Here is a 24,456-nt window from a genome sequence, read left to right on the forward strand (position 1 = left end):
GCCTGAGTGAATCTCAGGCAGTTTTGTACTAAATGGCGCTTAGGCTTTGTTTGGCCGTCAACTTTTCTAACTCCTGCTGATATTTTTTCACCAACGCTTGGTTATCCGCTTTTTGTTCCAGCTCGATCAGCAGTTGCAGTGAGGGCGATTGTAAGCCGTAGCTTTGATGAAAACGCATCAAACGCAGGCGAGCTTGCGTGTAGTTGCCTGCGTCGATTTCCAACTTAGCGAGGTTGAGGATGGATTTGGGGCGGTGCGGATCGTAATCAATCGCTCGGGTGAAATAGGTTTGTGCTTTGGCTTTAAAGCCTGCTTTTAAGGCGCAAAATGCCGCGTTTTCATAACTGGCCGGGATCAAATAATAGTAAGGCTGGGCAATCGCTTGGTTGAACAGTTTGTCTGCTTGTGCGTAGTCCCCCTGTTTGCATAAAAAAGTGCCGTAGTTGTTGAGCACATTGCCGTTTTTGGGATACTGGCGAGTCGCTTTTCGATAGAGATCTTGCGCTTTGCCATTTTCGCCAACCAGCTCGTAATAGTGCGCCATGGAAAGCTGAGCGCGGTAGTAATCTGGTGCGTGGTTTAGCGCCTGTTGTAAGTTGTCGTAGGCTTTGACCATCGCGCCATTGTCGAGATAGCCAAGCCCCAAAGCAATGCGCGATTCGGCCATATCAATCGGGTCGGCATTGTTGGCGACTTGCCCTTCGGTGATGGTGATGCAACCCGTCAGTAGGGCAAAACTCAGCAGTGGAATGAAGCGAAACGTCTGATTCATCTTGAATTTTCTTCGTGCGATGCAAAATTTACCACGATGATAATTCCTCTGGTCGCCATGCCTATCAAGCTGCGAATAAGATGCGAGTCACTTTGCATATTCGGCAAAAAGGCCACCTTGCGGCGGCCTGAGAAGAGAGAAGCTGAAGCTTCGGCTATTCGTCTTTGGTGAAGGCGTCTTCACTGAAATGGTCCAAATCGAATGGGGTTTGCTGGTAAACGCAGTAGTTGAGCCAGTTAGAAAAGAGTAAATGACCGTGGCTGCGCCAACTGGCGATCGGCGCATTATCCGGATTGTCATTCGGGTAGTAGTTGACCGGAATCGCCGGCTCCAGCCCTTCACCGAGATCGCGCACATACTCATTGTGCAAAGTGTGCAGGTCATATTCTGGATGACCGGTAACAAACACATTACGCTTATCTTTGGTGCTGGCCAGATAGACGCCAGCCGTGTCTGAGGTAGCGAGAATGTCGAGATTGGTGTGCTCGGCTAGATACTCGGGCGAGAAATCGGCGTAGCGTGAATGCGGCGCTAAAAAGGTATCATCGAAACCTCGCAAAATCGCATGGTAAGGATGATGAATTTTGTGTTGATACACGCCCGAAAGTTTCTCTTTACGGGTGCGTTTCGGCAGGTCATAGAGTAGCTTGAGGCCCGCTTGGGCCGCCCAACACACATACAAAGTGGAAGTGACATGAGATTTTGCCCACTCCATGATGGTTTGTAGATGTTCCCAGTAGATCACATCCTCAAATTGCACCAGGCCGAGCGGCGCGCCAGTAATGATCAGGCCGTCGAAGTTACGGTTTTTAACCATTTCAAACTGACGATAGAAATTATCCAAATGCTCCGTTGGGGTATTTTTACTCGGGCGGTCATCAATGCGCAGCAGTTCAACATTCACTTGCAACGGGCTGTTAGACAGCAGGCGAAGGAACTGCGTTTCGGTCTCAATTTTTTTCGGCATCAAATTGAGGATCAACACACGCAGAGGACGAATTTCCTGACTGGCCGCGCGCGTTTCACTCATCACGAAGATATTTTCATTTCGCAATACATCGGCGGCGGGTAATTGATCTGGAATACGAATAGGCACAGCTTTCTCCCTAAGCTCATGGTTTTGGACGTCTATACATCTAAACCTATCTTATTTTTTTTGTGATGTCGACAAGGAAAATCGGCGAAGTGCGTTTTGTTGTACACGCACTGCGCAAAGGGTTTGCTCCAATCTGGTGCATTGGAAAGTGCCGAATAGCCAGAGAAACAAGCTAACCCATTGAAATAAATAGATCTCGAACTTTGGCATCTGATTTGCTTTCTGGTTTGCTTAGAGCTTAAAAAAGCCATCAAACGCACCATTCTTGCTGCGTTTATGGTGCAAATTAAGGCAATGAAGCCTCTTCCGTTAGCGGGAGAGGCTTTTTTTATGGCTAAAGGAGCGGATTATGCAAGGATGTACCCAGACAACATGCCCCTATTGTGGGGTGGGTTGTGGTGTCGAAGTTAAGCAACAAGAGATGGTTGGGGATGCCACCCACCCGGCCAATCAGGGCGCCCTGTGCGTCAAGGGCGCAGCGTTAGCGGAGAGCTTGCGCATGCCCACGCGTTTGCTCTATCCGAAACTCTCAGGTCAACAAGTCAGTTGGCCACACGCCAGCGAGTGGATCGCAGAGCAGTTTTTCCAAGCGATGCAGCAGCATGGCGCGGATTCCGTGGCGATGTATGTTTCTGGGCAACTGCTCACCGAAGACTACTATGTCGCCAACAAGCTGATGAAGGGTTATGTCGGCAGCGCTAATATCGATACCAACTCGCGCCTCTGCATGTCCTCAGCGGTCGCGGCTCATGTACGTGCTTTTGGTGAAGATGTGGTGCCAGTCAGTTACAACGACCTCGAACATGCAGAGCTGATCGTCATTTGCGGCGCGAATACCGCCTGGACACATCCGGTGCTGTTTCGGCGCATTCAGCAAATTCGAGAGCGCAAGCCAAACGTGAAATTGGTGGTGATTGACCCGCGCAAAACGGTGACCGCCGAGCAGGCGGACCTGCACTTGGCGATTGCCAATGACAGTGATGTGGCGCTGTTTAACGGTTTGTTGCGCTATGCGATTGACCAGCAAAAGTTAGATGACACCTTTATTGAGGCGCATACGCAGGGGTTTGAGGCCTTGCTCGAAGTGGTGATGCAAGAGAAGTATCAACTGCCCGCAGTGGCGAGTCGCTGCGGTTTAAGTATTGAAGCTTTGAGCACTTTTTATCGCTGGTTTGTCGCCAGTCAAGCCAGCATGACGCTGTTTTGCCAAGGGGTGAATCAAGCTCAAAATGGCGTGGATAAAGGTAACGCGATCATCAATGCACATTTAGCCACCGGACAAATCGGCGAGCGTGGCGCTGGGCCATTTTCGCTGACCGGCCAGCCTAATGCGATGGGCGGCAGAGAAGTGGGTGGATTAGCCAATCAACTGGCGGTGCATCGCGGTTTCGATCCGAGTTCGATTCGCGCGGTGCACCAATTTTGGCAATCTCCACGCATTGCGGAAAAGCCGGGATTGAAAGCGGTTGAACTGTTTGATGCGCTGGCGCGCGGTGAAATTAAGGTGCTGTGGATCATCGCCACCAATCCGGTGGTCTCGATGCCGGATAATCAAGCGGTGCGAGAGGCTTTATCTGCCTGTCCGTGCGTGATTGTCTCCGACATCACTGCTGATTCTGACGTGGCGCAGTATGCCGACTTGCTATTGCCCGCAGCAGGCTGGGGGGAAAAGCAAGGCATGGTGACCAACTCGGAGCGGAGACTGTCCCGCCAGCGCCGTTTTCTCTCGCCCCCAGGCGAGGCGAAAGCAGACTGGCAGGCGGTGTGTGACGTGGGCTCACTTCTGTGCGCTAAACTCGGGGCCAAAGATGGTTTTGCCTTTGACTCTGAAGCGGCGATTTTCCGCGAGTTTGCCGCGCTTAGTGGCATCAACCGCGATTCACCTCTCAAGTTCGACTTGTCCGCGTACCAAACGATGAGCGATGAGGGCTACCAAAACTGGGCTCCGACGCAGTGGGGCGGTGAGTCGCCTTATCGCAACAAGCAGTTTTCTTACCCGGATGGTAAAGCGAGATTTATCGCTGTTGAGCCAGGTGCTACGGGCACAAACGCTGAAAACCAAGCTGGACTCTGGTGGCTAAATACCGGTCGTCAACGAGATCAATGGCATACCATGACCCGCACCGGGCACATCGAAAAACTGGCGGGCAGTGAAGTGGAGCCGACGGTTTATCTCAATGCGCTGTCGGCGCAACGTTTAGAGGTGACCAATGGTGAGTTTCTCTCGCTGCGCCACGCAGAGCGCGATCACGCACTCCTTGCCAAAGTTGCAGTGGATGAATCGCTCTCGCTGGGCCAGCTCTTTATGTCGATGCATTGGGCAGGCGTCTATGCAGGCGGCAGCCAAGTTAACGCGGCTGTTTCTGCCAAGGTTGACCCTATTTCGGGCCAACCCGCCTTCAAATCATCCTTGGTACGTGCAAGCAAAGCCAATATCGCCACTTTTGGCCTCTATATCGGTAAAAATCCCCCTCCGGAAACAAGCGCGTACCGGGCCTATCAACATCAAGACAAGGTTGGCATCTGGCGTTTTGCCAGTGAAGAGCCAATCTCTCTGGAAGTATTGAGCCGTTCAAACAGTAAGTATGTGACTTGGCAACTCTCTCAGGGCTGGATTGGGCTCGAGATCGCCGCAGAAAGCTCATCCATCGGGCTGACTGAGGAAAAAGTCGAGTCGATTTTGCTCAGCTCACCCACTCCGCTTAACGCCGACTATCACGCCCTCAGTGCACTCATTGGTCAGCCAGTGCAATGGCAAGCGCTGATGCAAGCCGCCTTCGCGACTCGGGTAAGTCAACTGGTGTGCAGCTGCTTGCGAGTAACCGATGTGCAAATAGAACAGGCGATCGCCAAACAGGGCGTGAGCAATCTCGTTCAACTGCAAAGTCAGCTTAAATGCGGCACCAACTGTGGATCTTGCGTGCCGCAGCTCAAACAGTTTTTTGGCTGAACATGGTTAAGTGAGCGAAAAGGAGAAATCGTATGGAAAGCAAAACAACCCGCCACTCTTTAGAGGGCAGCTACAGCAAGCACATGTTTTTGGATGCCGAACGCTTTCAGGCTGAGCACGCGGGGTTAAGCGGGTCGCCAAATCAACGAGGCTTTGTCTCTTTGGTTGGCGCGGGGCCGGGCGATCCGGACTTGCTGACGGTGAAAGCGCTGAAAGCGCTACAGCGCTGCGATATGGTGGTCTATGATCGTTTGGTTAGTCAGGAGATACTCGATTTGATCCCGGCTTCGGCCGAGAAAATCTACGTGGGCAAACGCTGCGGCGAGCCAAGTTTGAAGCAAGCGGAGATCAATCAAATTTTGCTGCAATTTGCCAAGCAAGGGCGGCAGATTGTGCGTTTAAAAGGCGGTGATCCGTTTATTTTTGGTCGTGGTGGTGAAGAGGCCCTGGCGCTGGCGGAGCATCACATTCCCTATACCGTGGTGCCGGGCATTACTGCCGCGATTGGCTGCGCCGCCAGTTGCGCGATTCCTCTTACCCATCGTGAAATGGCGAGAAGTGTCACGCTGGTAACAGGAACGGTCGTGACCGGGCAGCTTCCGGCGTGGTCAGCGATTATTGCTGCAGGGCAAACACTGGTGTTCTACATGGGTCTTGAGTCGGCCAGAGCGATTGAACAAGGCTTGCTCTCGCATGGCGTTGCGGCCGATTTTCCCGTGGCGATTGTCACCCAAGGCAGTACCCCTTTGCAGCAAACGCACGTGACACAGCTGGCTGCGCTGGAAAAAACAGCGCTCCAGCTCAAAGGTATCAGCCCGGCATTGATCATTATCGGCGAAGTCATCACACTGCGAGATAAACTGATCACCACTTTAGAAGCGGTTGCTTGGCAGACATCCCAGCCTTTGACGCTGGACGTTTAGTGCACAAGTTAACGCGAAAACATATCGAGGAAGTATGAGCATCATTTTAGAGTGTATCCGCACCGTCGGGCGAGGCGAGCGTGGACGTAAACCACTGACGTTTGCTCAGGCATACCAAGTGATGGATGAGTATCTTGACGGACAAATAGAAGACGATCAGATGGCGATGCTGCTGATGCTGATCCGCGTACAAAATGAGACGCGTCAGGAGATCGCCGGGTTTGTCAAAGCGTTTCAGAGCCGTGTTCCCAATCTCGGTGCCGATGTGGATTGGCCTTGTTATGCGGGCAAAAGGCCCTCAGCGGGTAAGCCTTGGCATCTGCTGGCGGCCAAGATTTTAGCCGAGCAAGGCTATAAAGTGCTCCTGCACGGTTACAACGACAAACCTGCTGAACGTGAGCATGCCGAGCACTATCTGCCATCGCTCAATATTGCTCAAGCCGCATCGCCCGAACAGGCGAAAAGTTTGCTGGAGACGCAAGGCATTGCCTATTTAGCGCTGAAAGACTTTGCGCCCATCGCCGAGAAGATGATTGGTTGGAAAAGCCGTTATGGTCTTAGAACACCGATCAACACCGTGGTGCGGGCGCTCAACCCCGGCGGCGCGAAAGTGGGGCTGCGTGGTAGTTTTCACCCGGGGTTTCAGCAGTTACACGCGGAAGTGGAACAGGAGATTGGTCAGACCTCGCATGGTGTGATCTCATTTAAAGGCCAATCGGGCGAATCGGAGTTCAACCCCAAAGTCAGTCAAACCGTGTGGTTGAGCTCACCTGAGGGCGTGAGTTCGCACTATTGGACTGAGCAGATGCTCTCTGACATTCCTACTGTGACACAGTGTCCATTCGATACCCCGCCAGAGGAGAAAAATCTCATGGCGAATACCGTGGTCGCGACCTTGGCCGCGTTGCTGTTTACCGAGCTTAATGATCGCGAAGCCGCGCTGGAAAATGCGCATCGCATGTGGCGTGAATACTGCGCCGCTGAGGTAAACGCCTAACCTTTCTTCATCTCGCGGTTTGTCGCTTGCCCATTGCGCGCACCATTTGGGGGAAGCGCTTGCCCTCATAACACGCGTTGGCACATTCCTTGTTATGTCACTTATAGATAAAGATGACGACAAGGAATGTCTATGCCGAAAAAAATGCTGCCAAAAACCATCATCGTTTGTTGTGATACCCCCGCGAAACAGGCGCAAATCAGTGACTGTTTGGCCAAGGAGTACGACCTAGTGATCGGCTGTCAGTTGGCTCAATTGGAAAGCATGATTGAGCGCGAAAGCCAGGTCGCTGTGGTGGTGGCGTGGTCTGCACCTTGCGCTGAAGTTCGCTTGATTATCGAATACTGCCGACGTTTGCAACTGCCACTTCTGGTGCTGTTTCATCAGGTTTTACCCCATCAAATCAGTCAGTTATCCTCTTGTCATGATTGTGTTTTTCTGCCGCTGCAAGGTGTTTCTGCCTTGTCGCCGTGGCTGGCGTATGCAGCAGCAAGGCGCGAGAGCCATCTTGAAACCGAGCACAAACTCACTCAGCTCGCCGACAAAATTGAAGAGCGAAAATTGGTCGAGAAAGCCAAAGGATTACTGATGAAATGCCAGCAGGTGGATGAAAACACCGCTTACCAAGCGATACGTCGCTCTGCGATGCAAACCAGCCAACCGATGGCCCAAGTAGCGAAAAATTTGATTGCCACGCTCACGGCGCTGGAAATGTGAACTACTACTTTGGGGTTAGAGCAAAAGCGAGCAATTGGTGCGAGGTGCACTAAATCAAAGCAGACAAAACAACTTTAAGCAAAGAAATGCATCTAACTTGTTGTTTTTATTTTTTAATTAGTTGGCACGACAATTGAATTACCTTATGTGGGTATATTGTTGAATGGCTTATCTCAATTATCAACGGCGGTAATTGCAGGGACAGCAACGGCGCTACGGCTCTTCGGAGTCGTAGCGTTTTTTTTTGGAGAAAATCGATGAGAAAGAGAGACAAGCTTAGGGCTTTGGCTTTAACCAGCGTACTGCTGACTTTGACCCCGCAGGTTTTGGCAAAAATAGGCGCCGCGGAAAAGGAAGAGCTCAAATTTGGCTTTATTAAGTTGACCGACATGGCGCCGCTGGCGATTGCTTATGAAAAGGGCTTTTTTGAAGATGAAGGGCTGTATGTGACGTTAGAGGCGCAAGCCAACTGGAAAGTGCTGCTTGATCGGGTGATAGACGGTGAATTGGATGGTGCGCATATGCTGGCAGGACAGCCTTTGGGGGCAACCATCGGCATTGGCACTCAGGCAAAAGTTATCACCGCGTTCAGTATGGATCTCAACGGTAATGCGATCACGGTTTCCAATGACGTCTGGCAGCAGATGAAACCCAACCTTGCGAAAGACAGCGAAGGCAAGCCGCAGCATCCAATCAAAGCCGATGCACTGAAACCTGTGGTGGCGAGTTATCGCGACCAAGGCAAAACCTTCAACATGGGGATGGTTTTCCCCGTTTCCACCCACAACTACGAGCTGCGCTATTGGCTGGCCGCTGGTGGGATTCATCCCGGGTTTTATGCGCCGCACAAAGGAGATAACAGCGGGCAAATCAATGCGGACGTTTTACTCAGCGTTACACCGCCGCCGCAAATGCCCGCGACAATGGAAGCCGGCACTATCAAAGGTTATTGCGTGGGCGAACCATGGAATCAACAAGCGGTGTTCAAGGGCATTGGCGTGCCTGTAGTGACCGATTACGAGATTTGGCGCAACAATCCAGAGAAGGTGTTTGGTGTGGCAGAAACCTGGGCGCAGAAGTACCCCAACACCCACATTCGCGTAGTGAAAGCGCTGATCCGCGCTGCCCACTGGCTGGATGACAATCACAACCAACACCGCGCTGAAGCGGTCAAGTTGCTCGCGCGCAGCGAATATGTCGGCGCCGATGCGGAGGTGATCGCCAACTCAATGACAGGCACTTTTGAATATGAGCGCGGTGACAAACGCGATGTGCCGGATTTCAACGTTTTCTTTCGCCACAACGCGACCTATCCCTACTACAGCGATGCGATTTGGACTCTGACACAAATGCGCCGCTGGGGGCAAATCGAGAGCGAAAAGCCGGACGCTTGGTATGTGGATATCGCTAAACAAGTCTATCGCCCAGAGATCTATCAGCAGGCGGCGCAAGCGTTGATCGAAGAAGGGCGACTCAGTGCCGAAGATTTTCCCGATTTTGCCCATGAAACGGGTTTTCGCCCGGCACAAACCCACTTTATCGACCACTTAGTTTACGACGGCACACAGCCTAATCAGTACCTCAAGCAGTTTGCGATAGGGCTGAAAGGGTCGGACAAGCTGTAGCGAGCAAAGCTTAACAAGGAGAAGTTATGTCTGGAAACGTCATTTCATTGATTCCCAGCCCACAGGCCGTGGTCAATCACAGCCGTCTGTTGCTGCTGCCGCTGATTGGCATTCTGCTGTTTTTGCTGGCGTGGCACTTGAGCGCGCGGCAAGTCGAGACCTCGCTCGGCACTTTGCCGGGGCCAGCACAGACCTATCAGCAGTTTGTCAATCTGCTGGATGAGCATCAACACGAGCGTGATAAGGCGCAGCGCTTTCTTGAGCGTCAAGAGAAGAGAAACGCGCAAAAGCTCGCTTTAGATCCAAGCGCAGAAGTGAAGATTCGTCCTTATACCGGCAGGCCGACGTTTTTTGACCAAATCGCCACCAGCTTGGTGACGGTGGCGTGCGGCTTCCTACTGGCGAGTGTTAGCGCCATACCACTTGGCATTTTGCTCGGGTTAAATCAAGGTCTTTACTTAGCATTTAACCCTATTATTCAACTGCTTAAACCCGTTTCCCCATTAGCTTGGCTGCCGATCGTCACTATGGTGGTTAGCGCCACTTACGTCAGCGACGATCCGCTCTTGGCCAAATCGTTTGTCAACTCGCTGTTGACTGTGGCGCTGTGCAGTGTGTGGCCAACGCTCATCAATACCGCAGTTGGTGTCACCAGCGTGGATAAAGATCTGCTCAACGTCAGCAAAGTGTTGCAGCTTTCTTGGTGGCGACACATTCGCACCATCGTTTTGCCATCGGCGATGCCAATGATGTTTACCGGTTTGCGTCTGTCACTGGGGATCGCCTGGATGGTGCTGATCGCCGCTGAAATGTTGGCGCAAAACCCGGGGCTGGGGAAATTCGTCTGGGATGAATTTCAAAACGGCAGTTCCGATTCACTGGGCCGCATCATGGTGGCGGTTATTGTGATCGGCTTGATTGGCCTTTTATTGGATCGCGGCATGCTGCAGTGTCAGCGTTGGCTGTCCTGGAACAAACAAACCGCTTTACGCTAGGAGTCGGGGATATGTCGAAGTCATTTCTACAATTAACGCAACTGGGGATGCGATTTCCAACCCCAAACGGCGAATTTATCGCGCTGAAAAACGTCGATATGCAGATCGACAAAGGCGAGTTCATCTCGCTGATTGGCCACTCGGGCTGCGGGAAATCCACCGTACTCAACTTAGTGGCAGGTTTGCATCTTCCGACCGATGGCGGGGTGGTGGTCGATGGGCGCGAAGTGAGCGGACCGGGACCGGAGCGCGCGGTGGTGTTTCAAAATCACTCCCTTTTGCCTTGGCTCAGTGTGTACCAGAACGTCGAACTGGCGGTGAAACAGGTCGCCAAAGGGCAGTCGAAGGCGCAAATAAAACAGCAGGTATTTCATTATCTGGATTTGATCCAGATGGCACATGCGGCGGACAAGCGGCCCGATGAGATCTCCGGCGGGATGAAGCAGCGCGTCGGTATTGCCAGAGCATTAGCCCTGCAACCGAAAGTGCTGTTGATGGATGAACCGTTTGGCGCGCTGGACGCCTTGACCCGCGCGCGTTTGCAAGATGCCTTAATGGCGATTCAAGCGGAGCTGAATAACACGGTGATCATGATCACTCATGATGTCGATGAAGCGGTACTGCTGTCGGACAAGATCGTCATGATGACCAACGGGCCGGCCGCCACCATCGGCGAAGTGTTACACATTGACCTGCCAAGGCCACGCGATCGGGTCGCGCTGGCGGAAAACGCGCAGTATCAACACTATCGACAGTCGGTGCTGAAATTCTTGTATGAAAAACAGCATAAAAACGAGTCGCTGAGTACACGCACTAGCGTGGTACAGGCGAGTAAATCCGCCAGATTGGCCTGAGGAGAAGAGCATGGAAAGCATCGTGATTGTCGGTAATGGCATGGTCGGGCATCAACTGGTGGAACAGTTGGTCGCAGGTGGCAGCCATTTGCAAAAACGCATTGTGGTGATTGGCGAAGAGCGATTCATCGCCTATGACCGAGTCCACCTTTCGGGCTTGTTTGCTGGGCAGAGTCACCAAGATCTGCTGCTGAGCAGTGAAGAGTGGTATCAAAAATTGGGCATCGAGCTGCTGCTTGGTGTGGCCGTTGTCGCTGTCGACCGAGTGAGCAAAACTCTTACTCTAGAAGATGACACGCAACTGCATTATGACCAATTGGTGTTTGCAACGGGTTCCTATCCATTCGTGCCGCCTATGCCGGGGAGTGAGCGGAAAAATGTCTTTGTTTATCGCACCTTGGATGACCTATCGCAGATCAAGCAGGCTTGTGCTGGCGCCAAAACTGGCGCGGTGATCGGCGGTGGTCTACTGGGTTTAGAAGCGGCGAATGCACTGCGTTTGCTTGGACTTGAGACGCATGTGGTGGAGTTTGCCCCTCGTTTGATGCCAGTGCAGTTGGATGAGGGTGCAGGCACGGTACTGAAAAGCAAAATAGAGCAGTTAGGTTTGACGGTGCACACCGCGACCGCGACGGAAAAGATCATTGATGGCGAAAGCGCCTATCATCGCATGGTGTTTAAAGACGCTGCCCCTTTGGAAGTGGACGTGATTCTTTTCTCCGCCGGGATTCGGCCAAGAGATCAGCTGGCGCGCGATTGCGGCATTGAGATCGGCGAACGTGGTGGAATAGTGATCAATGATGCGTGTCAAACCAGCGACGCCGCGATTTACGCCATCGGTGAATGTGCGCTTTGGCAAGGCAAAATCTTTGGCTTGGTGGCGCCCGGGTATGCGATGGCAAGAGTGGTGGCGCAGCAGCTACAAGGGATCAGCGACGCGGCATTTACCGGTGCCGACATGAGTACCAAGTTGAAACTGCTGGGCGTGGATGTGGCTTCGATTGGTGATGCGCACAAGGCGACTCCTAACGCGCAAGAGATGGTGTTGCATGATGCTCAGCAGGGCGTTTACAAAAAACTGGTGGTGGATCAAAGTGGTACGCAACTGCTGGGCGCAATTTTAATTGGTGACAACCAAGACTATGACGCGCTGCTGCAAAGTTATCTCAATCAAACGTCTTTGCCTCAGCCAGCGGTGAGTCTGCTGTTTGACAGCCGCGCACTCAAAGGCGAGGTGAGCGATTGCGCGGTGATCTGCTCTTGTCACAACGTCACCAAAGGGGATCTGATTGGCGCCATTTACGCCGGGGCGCAAGATCTCGCCAGCTTAAAAGCGCAAACCAAAGCCGGAACAGGCTGTGGTGGATGTAGTGCGATGGTCAAAAGTGTGCTCGATGAGCAACTGAGTTTGCTGGGCGTCGAAGTGAGCAATCAGCTCTGCGAGCATTTTAGCCACACCAGACAAGCGCTCTATCATATTTGCCAAGTTGAAGCGATCCGCGATTTCTCCACCTTGATTAGCAAACACGGCAAGGGGCGTGGCTGTGACATCTGCAAGCCCACAGCAGGGTCGATTTTCTCTTCGTTATGGAACGAGCACATTATGGAATCGAAACACGCGCCGCTTCAGGATTCCAACGACGCCTTTATGGCCAATTTGCAAAAAGATGGCTCTTACTCGATAGTGCCGCGTATCCCTGGCGGGGAGATCACCCCTGAAAAGCTGATTGCACTCGGGGAAGTGGCGCGCGAGTACGATCTCTACACCAAGATCACGGGCGGGCAGCGGGTCGACCTGTTTGGCGCTCAGGTTGAGCAATTGCCGCAGATCTGGCAAACCTTGATCGAAGCAGGTTTTGAAACTGGCCATGCGTACGGAAAATCGGTGCGCACGGTCAAATCCTGTGTTGGTTCGACCTGGTGTCGCTATGGCGTGGACGACTCTGTCGGTTTAGCGATTGAACTGGAAAATCGCTACAAAGGCTTGCGTGCGCCACACAAACTGAAGTTTGCCGTTTCCGGTTGTACTCGCGAATGTGCCGAAGCACAAAGCAAAGACATTGGCGTGATTGCCACCGAGAAAGGGTGGAATCTGTACGTGTGCGGTAATGGCGGCATGCGTCCTCGCCATGCCGATTTGTTGGCTGCCGATTTAAGCAAAGCGCAGCTCATCGCATTAATTGATCGCGTGCTGATTTTCTATGTGCGCACCGCTGATCGCTTGCAGCGCACTTCGGTGTGGCTGGAAAACCTCGGAGGCGGTTTAGAGTACCTTAAGAGAGTGGTGCTAGACGACTCACTCGGTCTGTGCCAGCAACTTGAACAGCAGATGGCGCACATTGTCGACACCTATCATTGTGAGTGGCAGCAGACGCTCAACAACCCGGAAAAGCTGATCCGCTTTCGCCCGTTTATCAATTCTGACAAAACCAGTGTGCCTCTGGCTTATCAACGCACTCGCGGTCAGCGCATTCCCATCAAGCAGGAGGATTAACCATGGTCAACAAACAGTTCATCTGTCGTCTTAACGAGCTCAAAGAAAATCATGGGCATCCGGTGTGGTTGAATGAGCAACAACTGGCCATGTTCTATGTGCCCGAGGAAGGGGTATTCGCGGTGCAAAATTGGGATCCGATAGGCAAAGCGTTTGTCTTGAGCCGGGGTATTGTTGGCGATATTCAAGGCGCACTGTGTGTCGCTTCCCCTTTGTATAAACAGCATTTTTGTCTCAAAACGGGCAGTTGCTTGGAAGATGAAAGTGTCCGTCTCAACACTTGGCCCGTGCTGGTGGAAGACGATGCCGTTTATGTGCTGAGTTAGCGTTTTTCTTGCCACTATTTCAAAAACAGTCAAGTTCAAAAACAGTCAAGGCCAAGTGCGCACTTGGCCTTTTTTGCGAAGATATCGCTTCAAGGCTATTGAGTATCGAGCTGTCTGAGTATCAAGCCGCCGGGCTGGCACAAATGGGGCGTAAACACACCAGTGAACAAAAGGCGTACGTTACTTAAGAGAATGAAGACGCAGCAAGGTATACCCCATTAAACTCACGATCTCCTGTTGGCAATTCTGGCCAAAGTTCACCTCACATTTGTCTTGCAGCGCTTGATTGAACAGCGTGACGATGTCGCTGACTTGCTCATTGATGTGCAGTTGATAAGCCACTCGCCAAATATCGCGAAATGATTGCTCTTGCATGGCACTAACCCAACTGGTGCGAAAAACCTCGATATCGGCGGAGAAATCAAGATTTTCCAGCAAATGGTGCAGTAAACGATCTTTGAGCTGCAACGGAATCTTGGTCTTTTTGCCAAAGTGATGACATATGCCAGTGCGTGAAATACCGGATTCTTCGCTCAAGCTGGTGTAGGACATGCGTTCAAACCCACCACTTAGCAACTGACGAAATGCGGTGTCCAAGATGGTGTTTATCGTCTCTTGTGTCTCTTCTTTGCTCCGTTTCATACCACTTCTCCCTGATTGATTTCACAGCATACTAGCCCCTAAGCCGGGGGAACTCCACTTGTGGCAAGGCTATTTAACCCCGTACTGACAAATCTTGACCTTATACCTCAATTTCTCTTTTGTCAGTTGCGCAAGATAACAAAGTTTTTACATTCGTCATTGCGCTGTACAGGAAACATGACAAGCTAACTGGTTGAAATCTAATGTTTGGTGAAAAGATTGCAGCGAAGTATTTGTTCTAATTTTCTCTGTAACAATAAATTTACATGTTTTGCTAGTTGGGTGAACGAGCGGAGAAAATCGCCTGTCTATTCCAATTCTTGTGCGTCTGATCCAAGTTAACAGAGTGTTAAAAAACAAACGAATAGTACAAGGAGAAAGTCATGGTAGACGCGATCAACCCTCTGGGCACAGACGGATTCGAGTTTGTTGAATATACGGCGGCCAATAATGAGGGCATTGAACAGCTTAAAGCATTGTTTGCTTCCCTCGGTTTTGCTGAAGTGGCAAAACATCGATCTAAGCAAGCTTGGCTGTATCGTCAAGGTGACATCAACTTTGTAGTCAATGCCCAACCTCACAGCCAAGCCGAAGAGTTCGCTCGCATTCACGGCCCGTCCGTGTGCGGCATGGCCTTTCGTGTCAAAGACGCCAACCACGCGCTTGAACATGCCCTCGCCAACGGCGCGCAAAGATATCAAACCGAGATTGGCCCGATGGAGCTAAGTATTCCGGCGGTGTACGGCATTGGCGGCAGCTTGCTCTATTTTGTTGATCGCTACGGCAAACAGAGCATTTATGACGTCGATTTCCGTTTTTATGATGATGCAGATGAGCGTTTGGCCAAAGCAGACGTGGGCTTGTACGAGATTGACCACCTGACCCATAACGTAAAACGCGGCAACATGGATACTTGGGCGGGCTTTTATGAGCGCATCGGCAATTTCCGTGAAATCCGCTACTTCGACATCGAAGGCAAACTCACGGGCCTTGTCAGCCGTGCGATGACCGCACCTTGTGGCAAGATCCGTATTCCAATCAATGAGTCCTCTGACGATAAATCGCAAATCGAAGAATTTATTCGCGAATATAACGGTGAAGGCATTCAGCACATCGCCTTGACCACAGACGATATTTACGACACGGTCAAAACCCTGCGTGATCGCGGCATGGACTTTATGCCAACCCCAGACACTTACTATGAGAAGGTCAATGATCGCGTGGTCGGCCATAAAGAAGATATCGACAAACTGCGTGACCTGCGCATTTTGATTGACGGCGCGCCAACCAAAGATGGCATCTTGCTGCAAATATTTACCCAAACTGTTATCGGTCCTGTTTTCTTCGAGATCATTCAACGTAAAGGCAACGAAGGTTTTGGCGAAGGTAACTTCAAAGCGCTGTTTGAATCGATTGAAGAGGACCAAATCCGCCGTGGAGTATTGAGCGATGCATAAATGGATCTCCTTCCCTCATCGGGAGGGAGTGTGCTCTAAACAGGCACACGCCGACTTCCCGCAAGAGGCGATTTATGAACGTGAAGCAGGGCGCAGTGGCTTTTTTGGCCCTGCGGCCCATTTCCACCATCAGCATGCCCCGACAGGCTGGAGCGAATGGGAAGGCGAACTCAGACCGAGAGCGTTTGATTTCACCCGTGTTGAACACACCGCGCAGCAATCGCCGTGGCGTGTTCCTCATCTGCTGCACAATGCCCAGTGCAAAGTGCGCGTATGGAAAACTCAGGTGAAGATGGATTTTCTCGCGCGCAATGCCGATGGCGATGAACTGCTGTTTATCCATCAAGGTAAAGCGGATCTCTATTGCGATTACGGCCATTTAGAGGTCGGCGAAGGCGATTACGTGTTGATCCCGCGCTCGACCAATTGGCGTTTAGAACCGTCTGAACCGATGTTCATCTTGATGATTGAAAACAGCGATGCCGCCTACTCGCTGCCCGAGAAAGGGCTGGTGGGTAACCATGCAGTGTTTGACCCTGCGGTGCTAGAAGTGCCGTCAATCAACGACAAATTCAAAGCGCAATACAGCGAAGAGAGTACCCGAGTTGAGGTCAAACGCCATGAGCGCGTCAGTGTCATCACTTATCCATTTAATCCGCTCGATGCGATTGGCTGGCACGGTGATTTGTCGGTGGTGAAACTCAACTGGCGCGATATTCGTCCACTGATGTCGCACCGCTACCACTTGCCACCTTCGGCGCACACCACGTTTGTCGGTAACGGCTTTGTTGTTTGTACCTTTGTCCCTCGTCCGATTGAGAGCGATCCGGGCGCGCTGAAAGTGCCGTTTTATCACAACAATGACGACTACGATGAAGTGCTGTTCTATCACGCGGGCGATTTCTTCAGCCGTGACAACATTGAAGCGGGGATGGTGACGTTCCATCCAGCCGGGTTTACACACGGTCCGCACCCCAAAGCGTTTAAAGCGGGTCAAGAATATAAGAAAAAATTCACCGACGAAGTGGCGGTGATGATCGATACGCGCCATGCGCTGCAATTTGCTCCCGAGCTCGACAGCGTAGAGAACAAAGAGTACGTCTACAGCTGGCGTGAAAGTGAGTCATCGAGCGACTAAGAGAAGGGATAACAATGAAACTTGCGACAAAGAAAAATGGTTCGCGTGATGGCGAACTGGTGGTGGTGAGTCGCGATCTGACTCGCTATGTGTCGGCGAAAGCAGTTGCGCCCACTTTGCAAGCGGCTTTGGATAATTGGCCGCAAACCAGCCCACAGCTGCAAGAACTGTATTTGGCGTTGAACCAAGGTGATGTGGCGGGCAGCGCGCCATTTGATGAGAGCCAAGTGGCGTCACCTTTGCCACGCGCCTATCAGTGGGCGGATGGCTCTGCGTACGTCAATCACGTTGAGCTGGTGCGTAAAGCGCGCGGTGCAGAGATGCCGGAGAGTTTTTGGACCGATCCGCTCATGTATCAAGGCGGCTCTGACGCTTTTATCGCCCCGCGCGACAATATCGAATTTGCCAGTGAAGAGTGGGGCATCGATTTTGAAGGTGAGGTCGCGGTGGTCACTGGCGATGTGCCGATGGGGGCGAGTATCGCACAGGCGCAGGAGTCGATTCGCTTGGTGATGTTGGTTAACGATGTCTCACTGCGTGGTCTGATCCCGGCTGAGCTGGCGAAAGGGTTTGGTTTTTTCCAATCAAAACCCTCGTCTGCGTTTTCTCCCGTGGCGGTAACGCTCGACGAACTGGGCTCTGCGTGGAGTGAGAACAAGCTGCATCTGCCACTGCTTTCTACCTACAACGGCAAACCGTTTGGTAAACCCAACGCGGGCATCGACATGACTTTTGATTTTGCCGATTTGATTGTTCATGCGGCGAAAACGCGACCCTTATCCGCAGGGGCCATCATAGGATCTGGCACGGTGTCGAATAAACAGGGCACAGAACACGGAACGTCGATTGAAGAGGGCGGCGTCGGTTACTCATGTATCGCGGAAATTCGCATGATTGAAACAATTCGTGATGGAAAACCTGCAACATCTTTTATGAAGTTTGGTGATTCGATTCGCTTAGAGATGCTGGATGATGAAGGGCAAAGTATTTTCGGGGCGATTGAGCAGCAAGTGAGCCGTTATCAAAAGTAACTGGGGATAAGCGATGAGTGACAATCTAAAATTGTATGGTTACTGGCGCTCGTCCGCCGCTTATCGCGTGCGCATTTGCCTTAACCTCAAACAGTTGAACTACCAAAGCGTACCTATTCACTTGGTTAAGCAGGGCGGAGAGCAGCACAGCGTAGAGTATCATGCACTCAATCCCGCGGAGCTGGTGCCCGTTTTAGTCGATGGGGAGATGGTACTTAACCAGTCTTTGGCCATTATCCAATATCTGGATGATAATTACTCGGCGGTGCAAGTGATTCCCTCTATCGGTGTGCTGCGTTATCAAGCGCTGGCACTGGCGCAAGATATCGCCATAGAGATCCATCCGCTGAATAACTTGCGTGTATTGCAGTACCTTGAAGGGACACTTGAGCTTGACGAAAAGCACAAACTTGAGTGGATACATCATTGGATTGAGCAAGGTTTTCAAGCGGTGGAAGAGAAATTGCGCAGGCATCGCGAGCACTATGGCGAATGTTTATACAGCATCAGCCCTAGCCCAAGCATTGTTGATATCTGCCTTGTTCCGCAAGTGTATAACGCGCAGCGTTTTGGCATTTCCATGCAGAACTATCCGCTGATTAACGCCGTGGTGGCGGCTTGCAATGAGCTGCCCGCGTTTATCGCCGCTAAACCGGAAAACCAACCTGACGCGGTGCGATGACACAAGCAACGACAAAAACGCCCTTGATACATAGCGTCATCCAAGGGCGTTTTCTTTTTACTCGTGTGGTGTTTATAACTTGGGCGTTTAGCGGTTTAAGAGCAGTTCGATCAGCTCACTTTCGGTGGCAGGCTCTTTGGCCAACTCTATCTCTTCCGGGCTTCCGCCTTTGAGCATGTAAGCGGTTGTCCCACAGTGGTCGTAGTGATACCACTTACCTTCTAAGCAGACATCCGTGTAGCAGCGAGGATCTTGTTTCAATTCCATATGACCTCCGATGAAAATTGCAACATTGTTAACCAATTGCTAACAATGTTAAATCTACGCCGATTAATCAGATACAAAAATGATCTTGATCAACTTGAACTGTGAGATCGACCAAAGTCGTAACGATACAATACGAGCACAACGGCTTTTTTCTTGAGTTCAGTAGGCTTTCCACATAGTGTATTCGCAACCCAAGTGTATGTTTTGAGTGACATTGCAGCATGACCAATATCTTTATCATCGTCGCGTTACTGATCCTGTTCTTTTTCATCATCCAGAAATACGTGGTCAAACAAGATAACAGCAAAGATTACGCTTATCGTGTCAAGGGGCCGATGCTCAGGTCGCAGGAAGTAGCCTTCTTTAATGCGCTGAAAACCGCGGTTGGTGAGCATGGGGTGGTGTTTAGCAAAGTGAACATGAGCAGTGTGATTGCGCCGCGTGATATCGTCAGTAAAAAGCAGCTTTTCATCGCCAGCAACAAGATCTCGCGTAGCCATTTTGACTATCTCATCTGTGATCCAAGAACCTTTGAGCCGAGAGTAGTGATTGAACTCGATAACGGCAAAGAGCTCAATAAAAGTAAAGTGGAACGAGAGAAACTGCTGATGCAAGTGTGCAAAAGCGCCAACATTCCACTGATTGGTACATCGGTGAAACACAGTTATCAGGTGGGGCGATTAAGACGCTTGCTCGCGGCGCACATCGATTTGATTGAGCCGGACAAAGAGGTCCGCTTTTGCAAAAAATGTGGCAGCCCGATGGTGATCAAAGTCGCCTCACAAGGTGAATTTAAAGGGCGACGCTTTTTCACCTGCAGCCGACAACCCAACTGTACGTACACGGAAAACTACAACGTAGTGTTTGATGCCGATGACGACGAATAACGGGCTCCACGGTTTTACCTCACGGTGATGGAACACTTTTATGACCCGTATTACTCAAAATCCTCAAACCGTTCTATAGTGTAAGTAGTTGAACTTGTTTGGGGATTTGCTATGAAATGGCTTGCATTTTTACTCTCGCTATGGCTCCCCTTGTCCTTCGTAAACGCTAACCCAAAATCGATTACCTTAACCCTACCGACACAAATGGACGGCACTCATCTGTTCTATCATGAGTTGCTAAAACAGTCGTTAGCGGACATCGGCGTGCAACTCGTTATCAACACTCCTTTTGAGCATATTCCACAAAAGCGTTTGATCAAGATGGTTGAAAACAATCAATTGTCGTTAATGTGGCTGGTGCAGAGCAGGGAAAGAGATGCGCAGTATCCCTTTATCAACGCCCCCGTCACCAAAGGGTTGATCGGCCAACGCGTTCTGTTCATCCCCAAAGGGGCACAAGCACAATATAACCAAATTAACTCGCTCGAAGATTTGCAGCGCAGCGGCTTGGTGGCTGGGCTGGGTTCCAGTTGGTTTGATACTGATGTGTGGCAGGCGAATCACCTTGCCTACTACCCGCAAGATGGCGAATGGCGCGCTTTATATGACAAACTGAGTCGAGTTGGGCCCGTTAACTACTTCCCGCGAGGCATCAACGAAATCATCACGGAAGCACGCTTAGTCCCCAATCTGGATATTGAGCAACACCTATTGATTGTGTACGACCGAGATTTTCGCTTTTATCTCAGTGAAAGTGCCGAACGGCATCAAACCTTGCTGCAAGAAGCATTGGAAAGGGCAGATAAAAGTGGTCTGCTGCAACGTTTGATCGATACCTATTGGTTAAAAGATTTAAAAAAACTTAACCTTGAGCAAAGAGTGGTGATCCGATTGCCCAACGCCGATGATTAATGTGAGTTAGATCAATCGATTGATACTGAACAAGACCAAAAACAGAGCAAAAAGATTATTAATAGAGCAAACGATTCGGAAAGCGAAAAAATATGCTTGCACCTATCCGCTGCAGTGGTTAATATCCTCCTCGTTCTCAGGGAATGCGTCCGTAGCTCAGTTGGTTAGAGTATCGCCTTGACATGGCGGGGGTCGGTGGTTCGAGTCCACTCGGACGCACCATTCACTGAATGGTTAGCTTGAGAATTGTGCGTAAAGCGTCCATAGCTCAGTTGGTTAGAGTATCGCCTTGACATGGCGGGGGTCGGTGGTTCGAGTCCACTTGGACGCACCAAATTCGTTCAATATGAACAAACACAAAGCCTGCTCAATGAGCAGGCTTTGTTGCTTTCCAGTGTTTGATTTTGCCTAGTGGTATTGCCGCACGGTCATTTCTCATCAGTTTTCTATCTTGTTTCTCTTTTTCGTTACTTTGTTACATCTACAGTGATTCGTTACTGTTATTTTCACTATCGAAAGGGTGATTCTGCCGTGAATCGGGCAAGCTAATCGAGCCTTAAAAAGCATCTACCCCTTTAGGGTAGTTTAATTTCGTAATTGATTTACATCATCTTTTCATTTTCTTTCATAATTAACAATGCGCTCAGATAAGAACCTAACCCTTAGGAAGTACTATGAGCAAGTTGAAGCTAGTGATTGTCGGTAACGGGATGGTCGGACACCGTTATATCGAAGATCTGGTTGATAAAACGGATGTTTCCCACTTTGACATCACCGTATTTTGTGAAGAACCCCGCGTCGCGTACGATCGCGTCCATCTCTCTTCTTATTTCTCGCATCACACCGCCGATGAACTCTCACTGGTGAAAAGCGGCTTTTATCAAAAACATGGCATCAAGGTGCTGATTGGTGAGCGCGCAATCAATATCAATCGTGAAAAACAGACGGTGTATTCAAGCTCGGGGCGTGAAATTCACTACGATAAGCTCATCCTTGCAACAGGTTCCTACCCATTTGTCCCACCGATTAAAGGCAATGAAAGCAAAGATTGTTTTGTTTACCGCACCATTGAAGATCTCAAAGCCATCGAGGCATGGGCGAAGAAAAGTAAAAGTGGTGTCGTTATTGGCGGCGGTCTGCTCGGTTTGGAAGCCGTTGGCGCACTAAAAGCTTTGGGCATGGAAACGCACGTTGTCGAGTTTGCGCCGAAACTGATGGTTGAGCAGCTCGACCAAGCTGGCGGCGACCAACTTCGGCAAAAAATCGAACGCATGGGCGTGAAAGTTCACACCAGCAAAAACACTTTGGAAATCGCAGCAGAAGGCAAACAAGCACGCAATGTGATGCGCTTTGCCGATGGCACTGAGCTTGAGACTGACTTCATCGTTTTCTCGGCCGGTATTCGCCCACAAGACAAACTGGCTCGCCAAATGGGTTTAGGGATTGCACCTCGTGGCGGTATTGAAATTAACGATCACTGTCAAACCACAGACAGCAACATCTACGCAATTGGCGAGTGCGCGTCGTGGAATAAGAGGTTCTATGGTCTGGTTGCGCCGGGCTACAAAATGGCAACCGTGGCAGTGGATCACTTGCTGGGCAATACAGAAAGTAAATTCGAAGGCGCAGACATGTCTGCAAAACTTAAGTTGCTTGGCGTAAAAGTGGGCTCAATTGGCGATGCGAATGGTCGCACTCCGGGCTGTAAGAGTTACGTTTATCAAAACGAAGAGCTTGAAGTTTACAAGCGTTTGATCGTTTCTGAAGACAACAAGAAATTGCTCGGTGCAGTGATGGTGGGTGACACGTCGGATTACGGTGACCTACTGCAATTTATGCTCAACGAAATCGAGCTACCACAGCACCCAGATAGCTTGATCCTGCCGGCGCATGCGGGCGCAGAGAAGCCAAAACTCGGCGCGGATTCACTGCCAGCTTCTGCGGTGATCTGTTCTTGTTTCGATGTGACCAAAGGCAAGATCGCACAAGCGGTTGCCGATGGCCATCACACCATTGGTGATATCAAAGCCGTCACCGGTGCAGGCACTGGCTGTGGCGGCTGTATTCCACTGGTCACTTCGGTACTAAACGCGGAACTAGCAAAAGCGGGCGTGGAAGTGAAAAGCGATATTTGTGAACACTTTGCTTACTCTCGCCAAGAGCTATTTCACCTGATTCGCATCGAAGAGATCAAAACCTTCGATGATCTGCTAGCCAAACATGGCAAAGGTTATGGCTGTGAAGTGTGTAAACCTGTGATGGGCTCGATTTTGGCGTCGTGCTGGGGGGAGCACATCCTGACACCTCAACTGGTTAAGCTGCACGATACCAACGACAACTTCCTTGGCAACATGCAAAAAGACGGCACTTATTCCGTGATCCCACGTATGGCGGGTGGTGAAGTGACGCCGCAAGCGCTGAAAGTGTTGGCCGAGGTAGCGGCTGAATACAATCTGTACACCAAAGTGACGGGCGCTCAGCGTATTGGTCTGTTCGGCGCGCAAAAAGATGACCTTCCAGCCATCTGGAAAAAACTGATTGTAGCGGGTTATGAAACCGGTCAAGCGTATGCCAAAGCACTGCGTATGGCGAAAACCTGTGTGGGTTCAACCTGGTGTCGTTACGGCGTTCAAGACTCGGTGGGTCTTGGTGTGTTGATCGAGAACCGCTACAAAGGCATCCGCACACCGCACAAAATGAAGTTTGGTGTGTCGGGCTGTACGCGTGAATGTGCAGAAGCACAAGGCAAAGATCTTGGCATTATCGCTACCGATGCAGGTTGGAATCTATACGTGTGTGGTAATGGCGGTATGAAGCCGCGTCATGCAGACTTGCTGGCTAGCGATATAGACCAAGCAACAATGATCAAGTACATCGACCGCTTCATGATGTTCTACATCCGTACTTCTGCGCCACTGCAACGCACATCGGTGTGGCTAGAAAACATGGAGGGCGGTGTGGATTACCTTCGCCAAGTGATCGTCGAAGATAAATTGGGCATCAATGTACAGCTGGAAGCGGACATTGCCACATTGGTTGAAGCGTACCGCTGCGAATGGAATGAAACCATCAACGACGAAACTCAGCTAAAACGCTTCGCTCACTTTATTAACTCAGACAAGCGCGACGAAAACGTCGTGTTTGTACCAGTGCGTCAGCAACATCGCCCGGCCACGTTTGCTGAGAAACACCCAGAACTTCAAGGTGACATCTTGCATGTCGCGGTTACGGAATAAGAGGAGAGTCCATCATGGCATTCGAACAAGTATGTGACATTAACGACATTATTCCGGGTACGGGAGTGTGTGCACTGGTTAACGGACAGCAAGTCGCGGTATTTCGTCCTGGTGAAGACGAGCAGGTATTTGCCATCAGCAACACAGACCCGTTCGCGCGCTCAAACGTACTGTCTCGCGGTTTGATCGCTGAGCACAAAGGTGGTCTTTGGGTGGCAAGTCCACTGAAAAAGCAGCGCTTTAATCTGGCGACCGGTGCTTGTATGGAAGATGAACGTTTTAACGTGAAATCGTACCAAGCTCGCGTCAACAACGGCATTGTCGAAATCTCTGCTTAATCATTGGCTTGAGATTCAATAGCACAAAGGCTTCTTGTTTCCTCAACGGATTTTTGTAGGGAAAAGACGAAAAAGAGCAGGGAGCCTTTCTCTATTCCATCTTCAATTTTAACTTTG

General features: G+C 50.8%; 21 protein-coding genes and 2 tRNA genes. 19 read left to right on the plus strand and 4 right to left on the minus strand.

Annotated features, from left to right (window positions below; all coding sequences use genetic code 11):
• Positions 1–28: 28 nt before the first annotated feature.
• Together pilW and metA are read right to left on the minus strand one after the other, a co-directional pair.
• The gene (pilW, locus tag I3X05_RS06925) at positions 29–772 is read right to left on the minus strand and encodes a type IV pilus biogenesis/stability protein PilW (protein WP_045571572.1); all 744 of its coding nucleotides are present in this window, start codon (positions 770–772) and stop codon (positions 29–31) included.
• Between the two features lie 154 nt (positions 773–926).
• Complete coding sequence (metA, locus tag I3X05_RS06930) at positions 927–1,868, minus strand: homoserine O-acetyltransferase MetA (RefSeq protein ID WP_045571573.1); 942 nt, start codon at positions 1,866–1,868, stop codon at positions 927–929.
• A gap of 349 nt (positions 1,869–2,217) precedes the next feature.
• Here metA and I3X05_RS06935 point away from each other — a divergent pair, with 349 nt between their 5' ends.
• The 9 genes from I3X05_RS06935 (at position 2,218) to nirD (I3X05_RS06975) (ending at position 13,749) form a co-directional block, all read left to right on the plus strand.
• Positions 2,218–4,818, plus strand: coding sequence for a nitrate reductase (locus I3X05_RS06935; RefSeq protein WP_193157408.1), 2,601 nt, complete (start codon positions 2,218–2,220; stop codon positions 4,816–4,818).
• A gap of 32 nt (positions 4,819–4,850) precedes the next feature.
• Positions 4,851–5,741: a uroporphyrinogen-III C-methyltransferase gene (gene cobA, locus I3X05_RS06940; protein WP_425304493.1), complete on the plus strand. Its 891-nt coding sequence runs from the start codon at positions 4,851–4,853 to the stop codon at positions 5,739–5,741.
• A gap of 34 nt (positions 5,742–5,775) precedes the next feature.
• Positions 5,776–6,738: a glycosyl transferase family protein gene (locus I3X05_RS06945; protein ID WP_337971076.1), complete on the plus strand. Its 963-nt coding sequence runs from the start codon at positions 5,776–5,778 to the stop codon at positions 6,736–6,738.
• A 126-nt stretch (positions 6,739–6,864) separates the two neighbouring features.
• Positions 6,865–7,455 carry an ANTAR domain-containing response regulator gene (locus tag I3X05_RS06950; RefSeq protein WP_045571577.1) on the plus strand — a complete coding sequence of 197 codons (591 nt, stop codon included), beginning with the start codon at positions 6,865–6,867 and terminating at the stop codon, positions 7,453–7,455.
• 257 nt (positions 7,456–7,712) lie between these two features.
• Positions 7,713–9,080, plus strand: coding sequence for a CmpA/NrtA family ABC transporter substrate-binding protein (locus I3X05_RS06955; protein WP_045571578.1), 1,368 nt, complete (start codon positions 7,713–7,715; stop codon positions 9,078–9,080).
• Positions 9,081–9,106: 26 nt separating this feature from the next.
• Positions 9,107–10,075, plus strand: coding sequence for an ABC transporter permease (locus I3X05_RS06960; protein ID WP_337971077.1), 969 nt, complete (start codon positions 9,107–9,109; stop codon positions 10,073–10,075).
• Between the two features lie 11 nt (positions 10,076–10,086).
• The gene (locus tag I3X05_RS06965) at positions 10,087–10,929 is read left to right on the plus strand and encodes an ABC transporter ATP-binding protein (RefSeq protein ID WP_337971078.1); all 843 of its coding nucleotides are present in this window, start codon (positions 10,087–10,089) and stop codon (positions 10,927–10,929) included.
• Positions 10,930–10,939: 10 nt separating this feature from the next.
• Positions 10,940–13,423: a nitrite reductase large subunit NirB gene (gene nirB / locus I3X05_RS06970; RefSeq protein ID WP_337971079.1), complete on the plus strand. Its 2,484-nt coding sequence runs from the start codon at positions 10,940–10,942 to the stop codon at positions 13,421–13,423.
• Positions 13,424–13,425: 2 nt separating this feature from the next.
• On the plus strand, positions 13,426–13,749 hold the full coding sequence (nirD, locus tag I3X05_RS06975) for a nitrite reductase small subunit NirD (protein WP_039436311.1): 324 nt from the start codon (positions 13,426–13,428) through the stop codon (positions 13,747–13,749).
• Between the two features lie 180 nt (positions 13,750–13,929).
• On the opposite strand, the gene I3X05_RS06980 is transcribed toward nirD (I3X05_RS06975), so the two are convergent.
• Positions 13,930–14,391: a TetR/AcrR family transcriptional regulator gene (locus tag I3X05_RS06980; RefSeq protein ID WP_045571582.1), complete on the minus strand. Its 462-nt coding sequence runs from the start codon at positions 14,389–14,391 to the stop codon at positions 13,930–13,932.
• A gap of 383 nt (positions 14,392–14,774) precedes the next feature.
• Here I3X05_RS06980 and hppD point away from each other — a divergent pair, with 383 nt between their 5' ends.
• From hppD to maiA, 4 genes are read left to right on the plus strand one after another with little or no spacing between them, the layout of a single operon-like run.
• On the plus strand, positions 14,775–15,848 hold the full coding sequence (gene hppD / locus I3X05_RS06985) for a 4-hydroxyphenylpyruvate dioxygenase (protein WP_045571583.1): 1,074 nt from the start codon (positions 14,775–14,777) through the stop codon (positions 15,846–15,848).
• Complete coding sequence (locus I3X05_RS06990; protein WP_039444005.1) at positions 15,841–16,986, plus strand: homogentisate 1,2-dioxygenase; 1,146 nt, start codon at positions 15,841–15,843, stop codon at positions 16,984–16,986. Before hppD ends, I3X05_RS06990 begins: the two co-directional genes overlap by 8 nt.
• A gap of 14 nt (positions 16,987–17,000) precedes the next feature.
• On the plus strand, positions 17,001–18,017 hold the full coding sequence (locus I3X05_RS06995; protein WP_193166645.1) for a fumarylacetoacetate hydrolase family protein: 1,017 nt from the start codon (positions 17,001–17,003) through the stop codon (positions 18,015–18,017).
• 13 nt (positions 18,018–18,030) lie between these two features.
• Complete coding sequence (maiA, locus tag I3X05_RS07000) at positions 18,031–18,699, plus strand: maleylacetoacetate isomerase (protein ID WP_337971080.1); 669 nt, start codon at positions 18,031–18,033, stop codon at positions 18,697–18,699.
• A gap of 87 nt (positions 18,700–18,786) precedes the next feature.
• Here maiA and I3X05_RS07005 read toward each other — a convergent pair whose 3' ends face one another.
• Positions 18,787–18,966, minus strand: coding sequence for a hypothetical protein (locus I3X05_RS07005; protein WP_039436316.1), 180 nt, complete (start codon positions 18,964–18,966; stop codon positions 18,787–18,789).
• Between the two features lie 221 nt (positions 18,967–19,187).
• On the opposite strand from I3X05_RS07005, the gene I3X05_RS07010 reads away from it, so the two are divergent.
• From I3X05_RS07010 to nirD (I3X05_RS07035), 6 genes are all read left to right on the plus strand, one after another.
• Positions 19,188–19,853 (plus strand): DUF2726 domain-containing protein, encoded by a 666-nt coding sequence (locus tag I3X05_RS07010; RefSeq protein ID WP_045571585.1) that lies wholly within the window; start codon positions 19,188–19,190, stop codon positions 19,851–19,853.
• 111 nt (positions 19,854–19,964) lie between these two features.
• Positions 19,965–20,765: a hypothetical protein gene (locus tag I3X05_RS07015; protein ID WP_045571586.1), complete on the plus strand. Its 801-nt coding sequence runs from the start codon at positions 19,965–19,967 to the stop codon at positions 20,763–20,765.
• 145 nt (positions 20,766–20,910) lie between these two features.
• Positions 20,911–20,987: transfer RNA gene (locus I3X05_RS07020), tRNA-Val, on the plus strand.
• Positions 20,988–21,022: 35 nt separating this feature from the next.
• Positions 21,023–21,099: transfer RNA gene (locus I3X05_RS07025), tRNA-Val, on the plus strand.
• Positions 21,100–21,439: 340 nt separating this feature from the next.
• Positions 21,440–24,001: a nitrite reductase large subunit NirB gene (nirB, locus tag I3X05_RS07030; protein ID WP_193157417.1), complete on the plus strand. Its 2,562-nt coding sequence runs from the start codon at positions 21,440–21,442 to the stop codon at positions 23,999–24,001.
• A 14-nt stretch (positions 24,002–24,015) separates the two neighbouring features.
• Positions 24,016–24,339: a nitrite reductase small subunit NirD gene (nirD, locus tag I3X05_RS07035; RefSeq protein WP_045571588.1), complete on the plus strand. Its 324-nt coding sequence runs from the start codon at positions 24,016–24,018 to the stop codon at positions 24,337–24,339.
• Positions 24,340–24,456 lie beyond the last annotated feature (117 nt).

Origin of the sequence: Vibrio navarrensis (assembly GCF_015767675.1) — a bacterium.
GTDB lineage: Bacteria > Pseudomonadota > Gammaproteobacteria > Enterobacterales > Vibrionaceae > Vibrio.

Coding starts and splice junctions, on each gene's coding strand:
- pilW (WP_045571572.1), bottom strand. CDS start 772: ATGAATCAGACGTTTCGCTTCATTCCACTGCTGAGTTTTGCCCTACTG.
- I3X05_RS06935 (WP_193157408.1), top strand. CDS start 2,218: ATGCAAGGATGTACCCAGACAACATGCCCCTATTGTGGGGTGGGTTGT.
- cobA (WP_425304493.1), top strand. CDS start 4,851: ATGGAAAGCAAAACAACCCGCCACTCTTTAGAGGGCAGCTACAGCAAG.
- I3X05_RS06945 (WP_337971076.1), top strand. CDS start 5,776: ATGAGCATCATTTTAGAGTGTATCCGCACCGTCGGGCGAGGCGAGCGT.
- I3X05_RS06950 (WP_045571577.1), top strand. CDS start 6,865: ATGTCTATGCCGAAAAAAATGCTGCCAAAAACCATCATCGTTTGTTGT.
- I3X05_RS06955 (WP_045571578.1), top strand. CDS start 7,713: ATGAGAAAGAGAGACAAGCTTAGGGCTTTGGCTTTAACCAGCGTACTG.
- I3X05_RS06960 (WP_337971077.1), top strand. CDS start 9,107: ATGTCTGGAAACGTCATTTCATTGATTCCCAGCCCACAGGCCGTGGTC.
- I3X05_RS06965 (WP_337971078.1), top strand. CDS start 10,087: ATGTCGAAGTCATTTCTACAATTAACGCAACTGGGGATGCGATTTCCA.
- nirB (WP_337971079.1), top strand. CDS start 10,940: ATGGAAAGCATCGTGATTGTCGGTAATGGCATGGTCGGGCATCAACTG.
- nirD (WP_039436311.1), top strand. CDS start 13,426: ATGGTCAACAAACAGTTCATCTGTCGTCTTAACGAGCTCAAAGAAAAT.
- I3X05_RS06980 (WP_045571582.1), bottom strand. CDS start 14,391: ATGAAACGGAGCAAAGAAGAGACACAAGAGACGATAAACACCATCTTG.
- hppD (WP_045571583.1), top strand. CDS start 14,775: ATGGTAGACGCGATCAACCCTCTGGGCACAGACGGATTCGAGTTTGTT.
- I3X05_RS06990 (WP_039444005.1), top strand. CDS start 15,841: ATGCATAAATGGATCTCCTTCCCTCATCGGGAGGGAGTGTGCTCTAAA.
- I3X05_RS06995 (WP_193166645.1), top strand. CDS start 17,001: ATGAAACTTGCGACAAAGAAAAATGGTTCGCGTGATGGCGAACTGGTG.
- maiA (WP_337971080.1), top strand. CDS start 18,031: ATGAGTGACAATCTAAAATTGTATGGTTACTGGCGCTCGTCCGCCGCT.
- I3X05_RS07005 (WP_039436316.1), bottom strand. CDS start 18,966: ATGGAATTGAAACAAGATCCTCGCTGCTACACGGATGTCTGCTTAGAA.
- I3X05_RS07010 (WP_045571585.1), top strand. CDS start 19,188: ATGACCAATATCTTTATCATCGTCGCGTTACTGATCCTGTTCTTTTTC.
- I3X05_RS07015 (WP_045571586.1), top strand. CDS start 19,965: ATGAAATGGCTTGCATTTTTACTCTCGCTATGGCTCCCCTTGTCCTTC.
- nirB (WP_193157417.1), top strand. CDS start 21,440: ATGAGCAAGTTGAAGCTAGTGATTGTCGGTAACGGGATGGTCGGACAC.
- nirD (WP_045571588.1), top strand. CDS start 24,016: ATGGCATTCGAACAAGTATGTGACATTAACGACATTATTCCGGGTACG.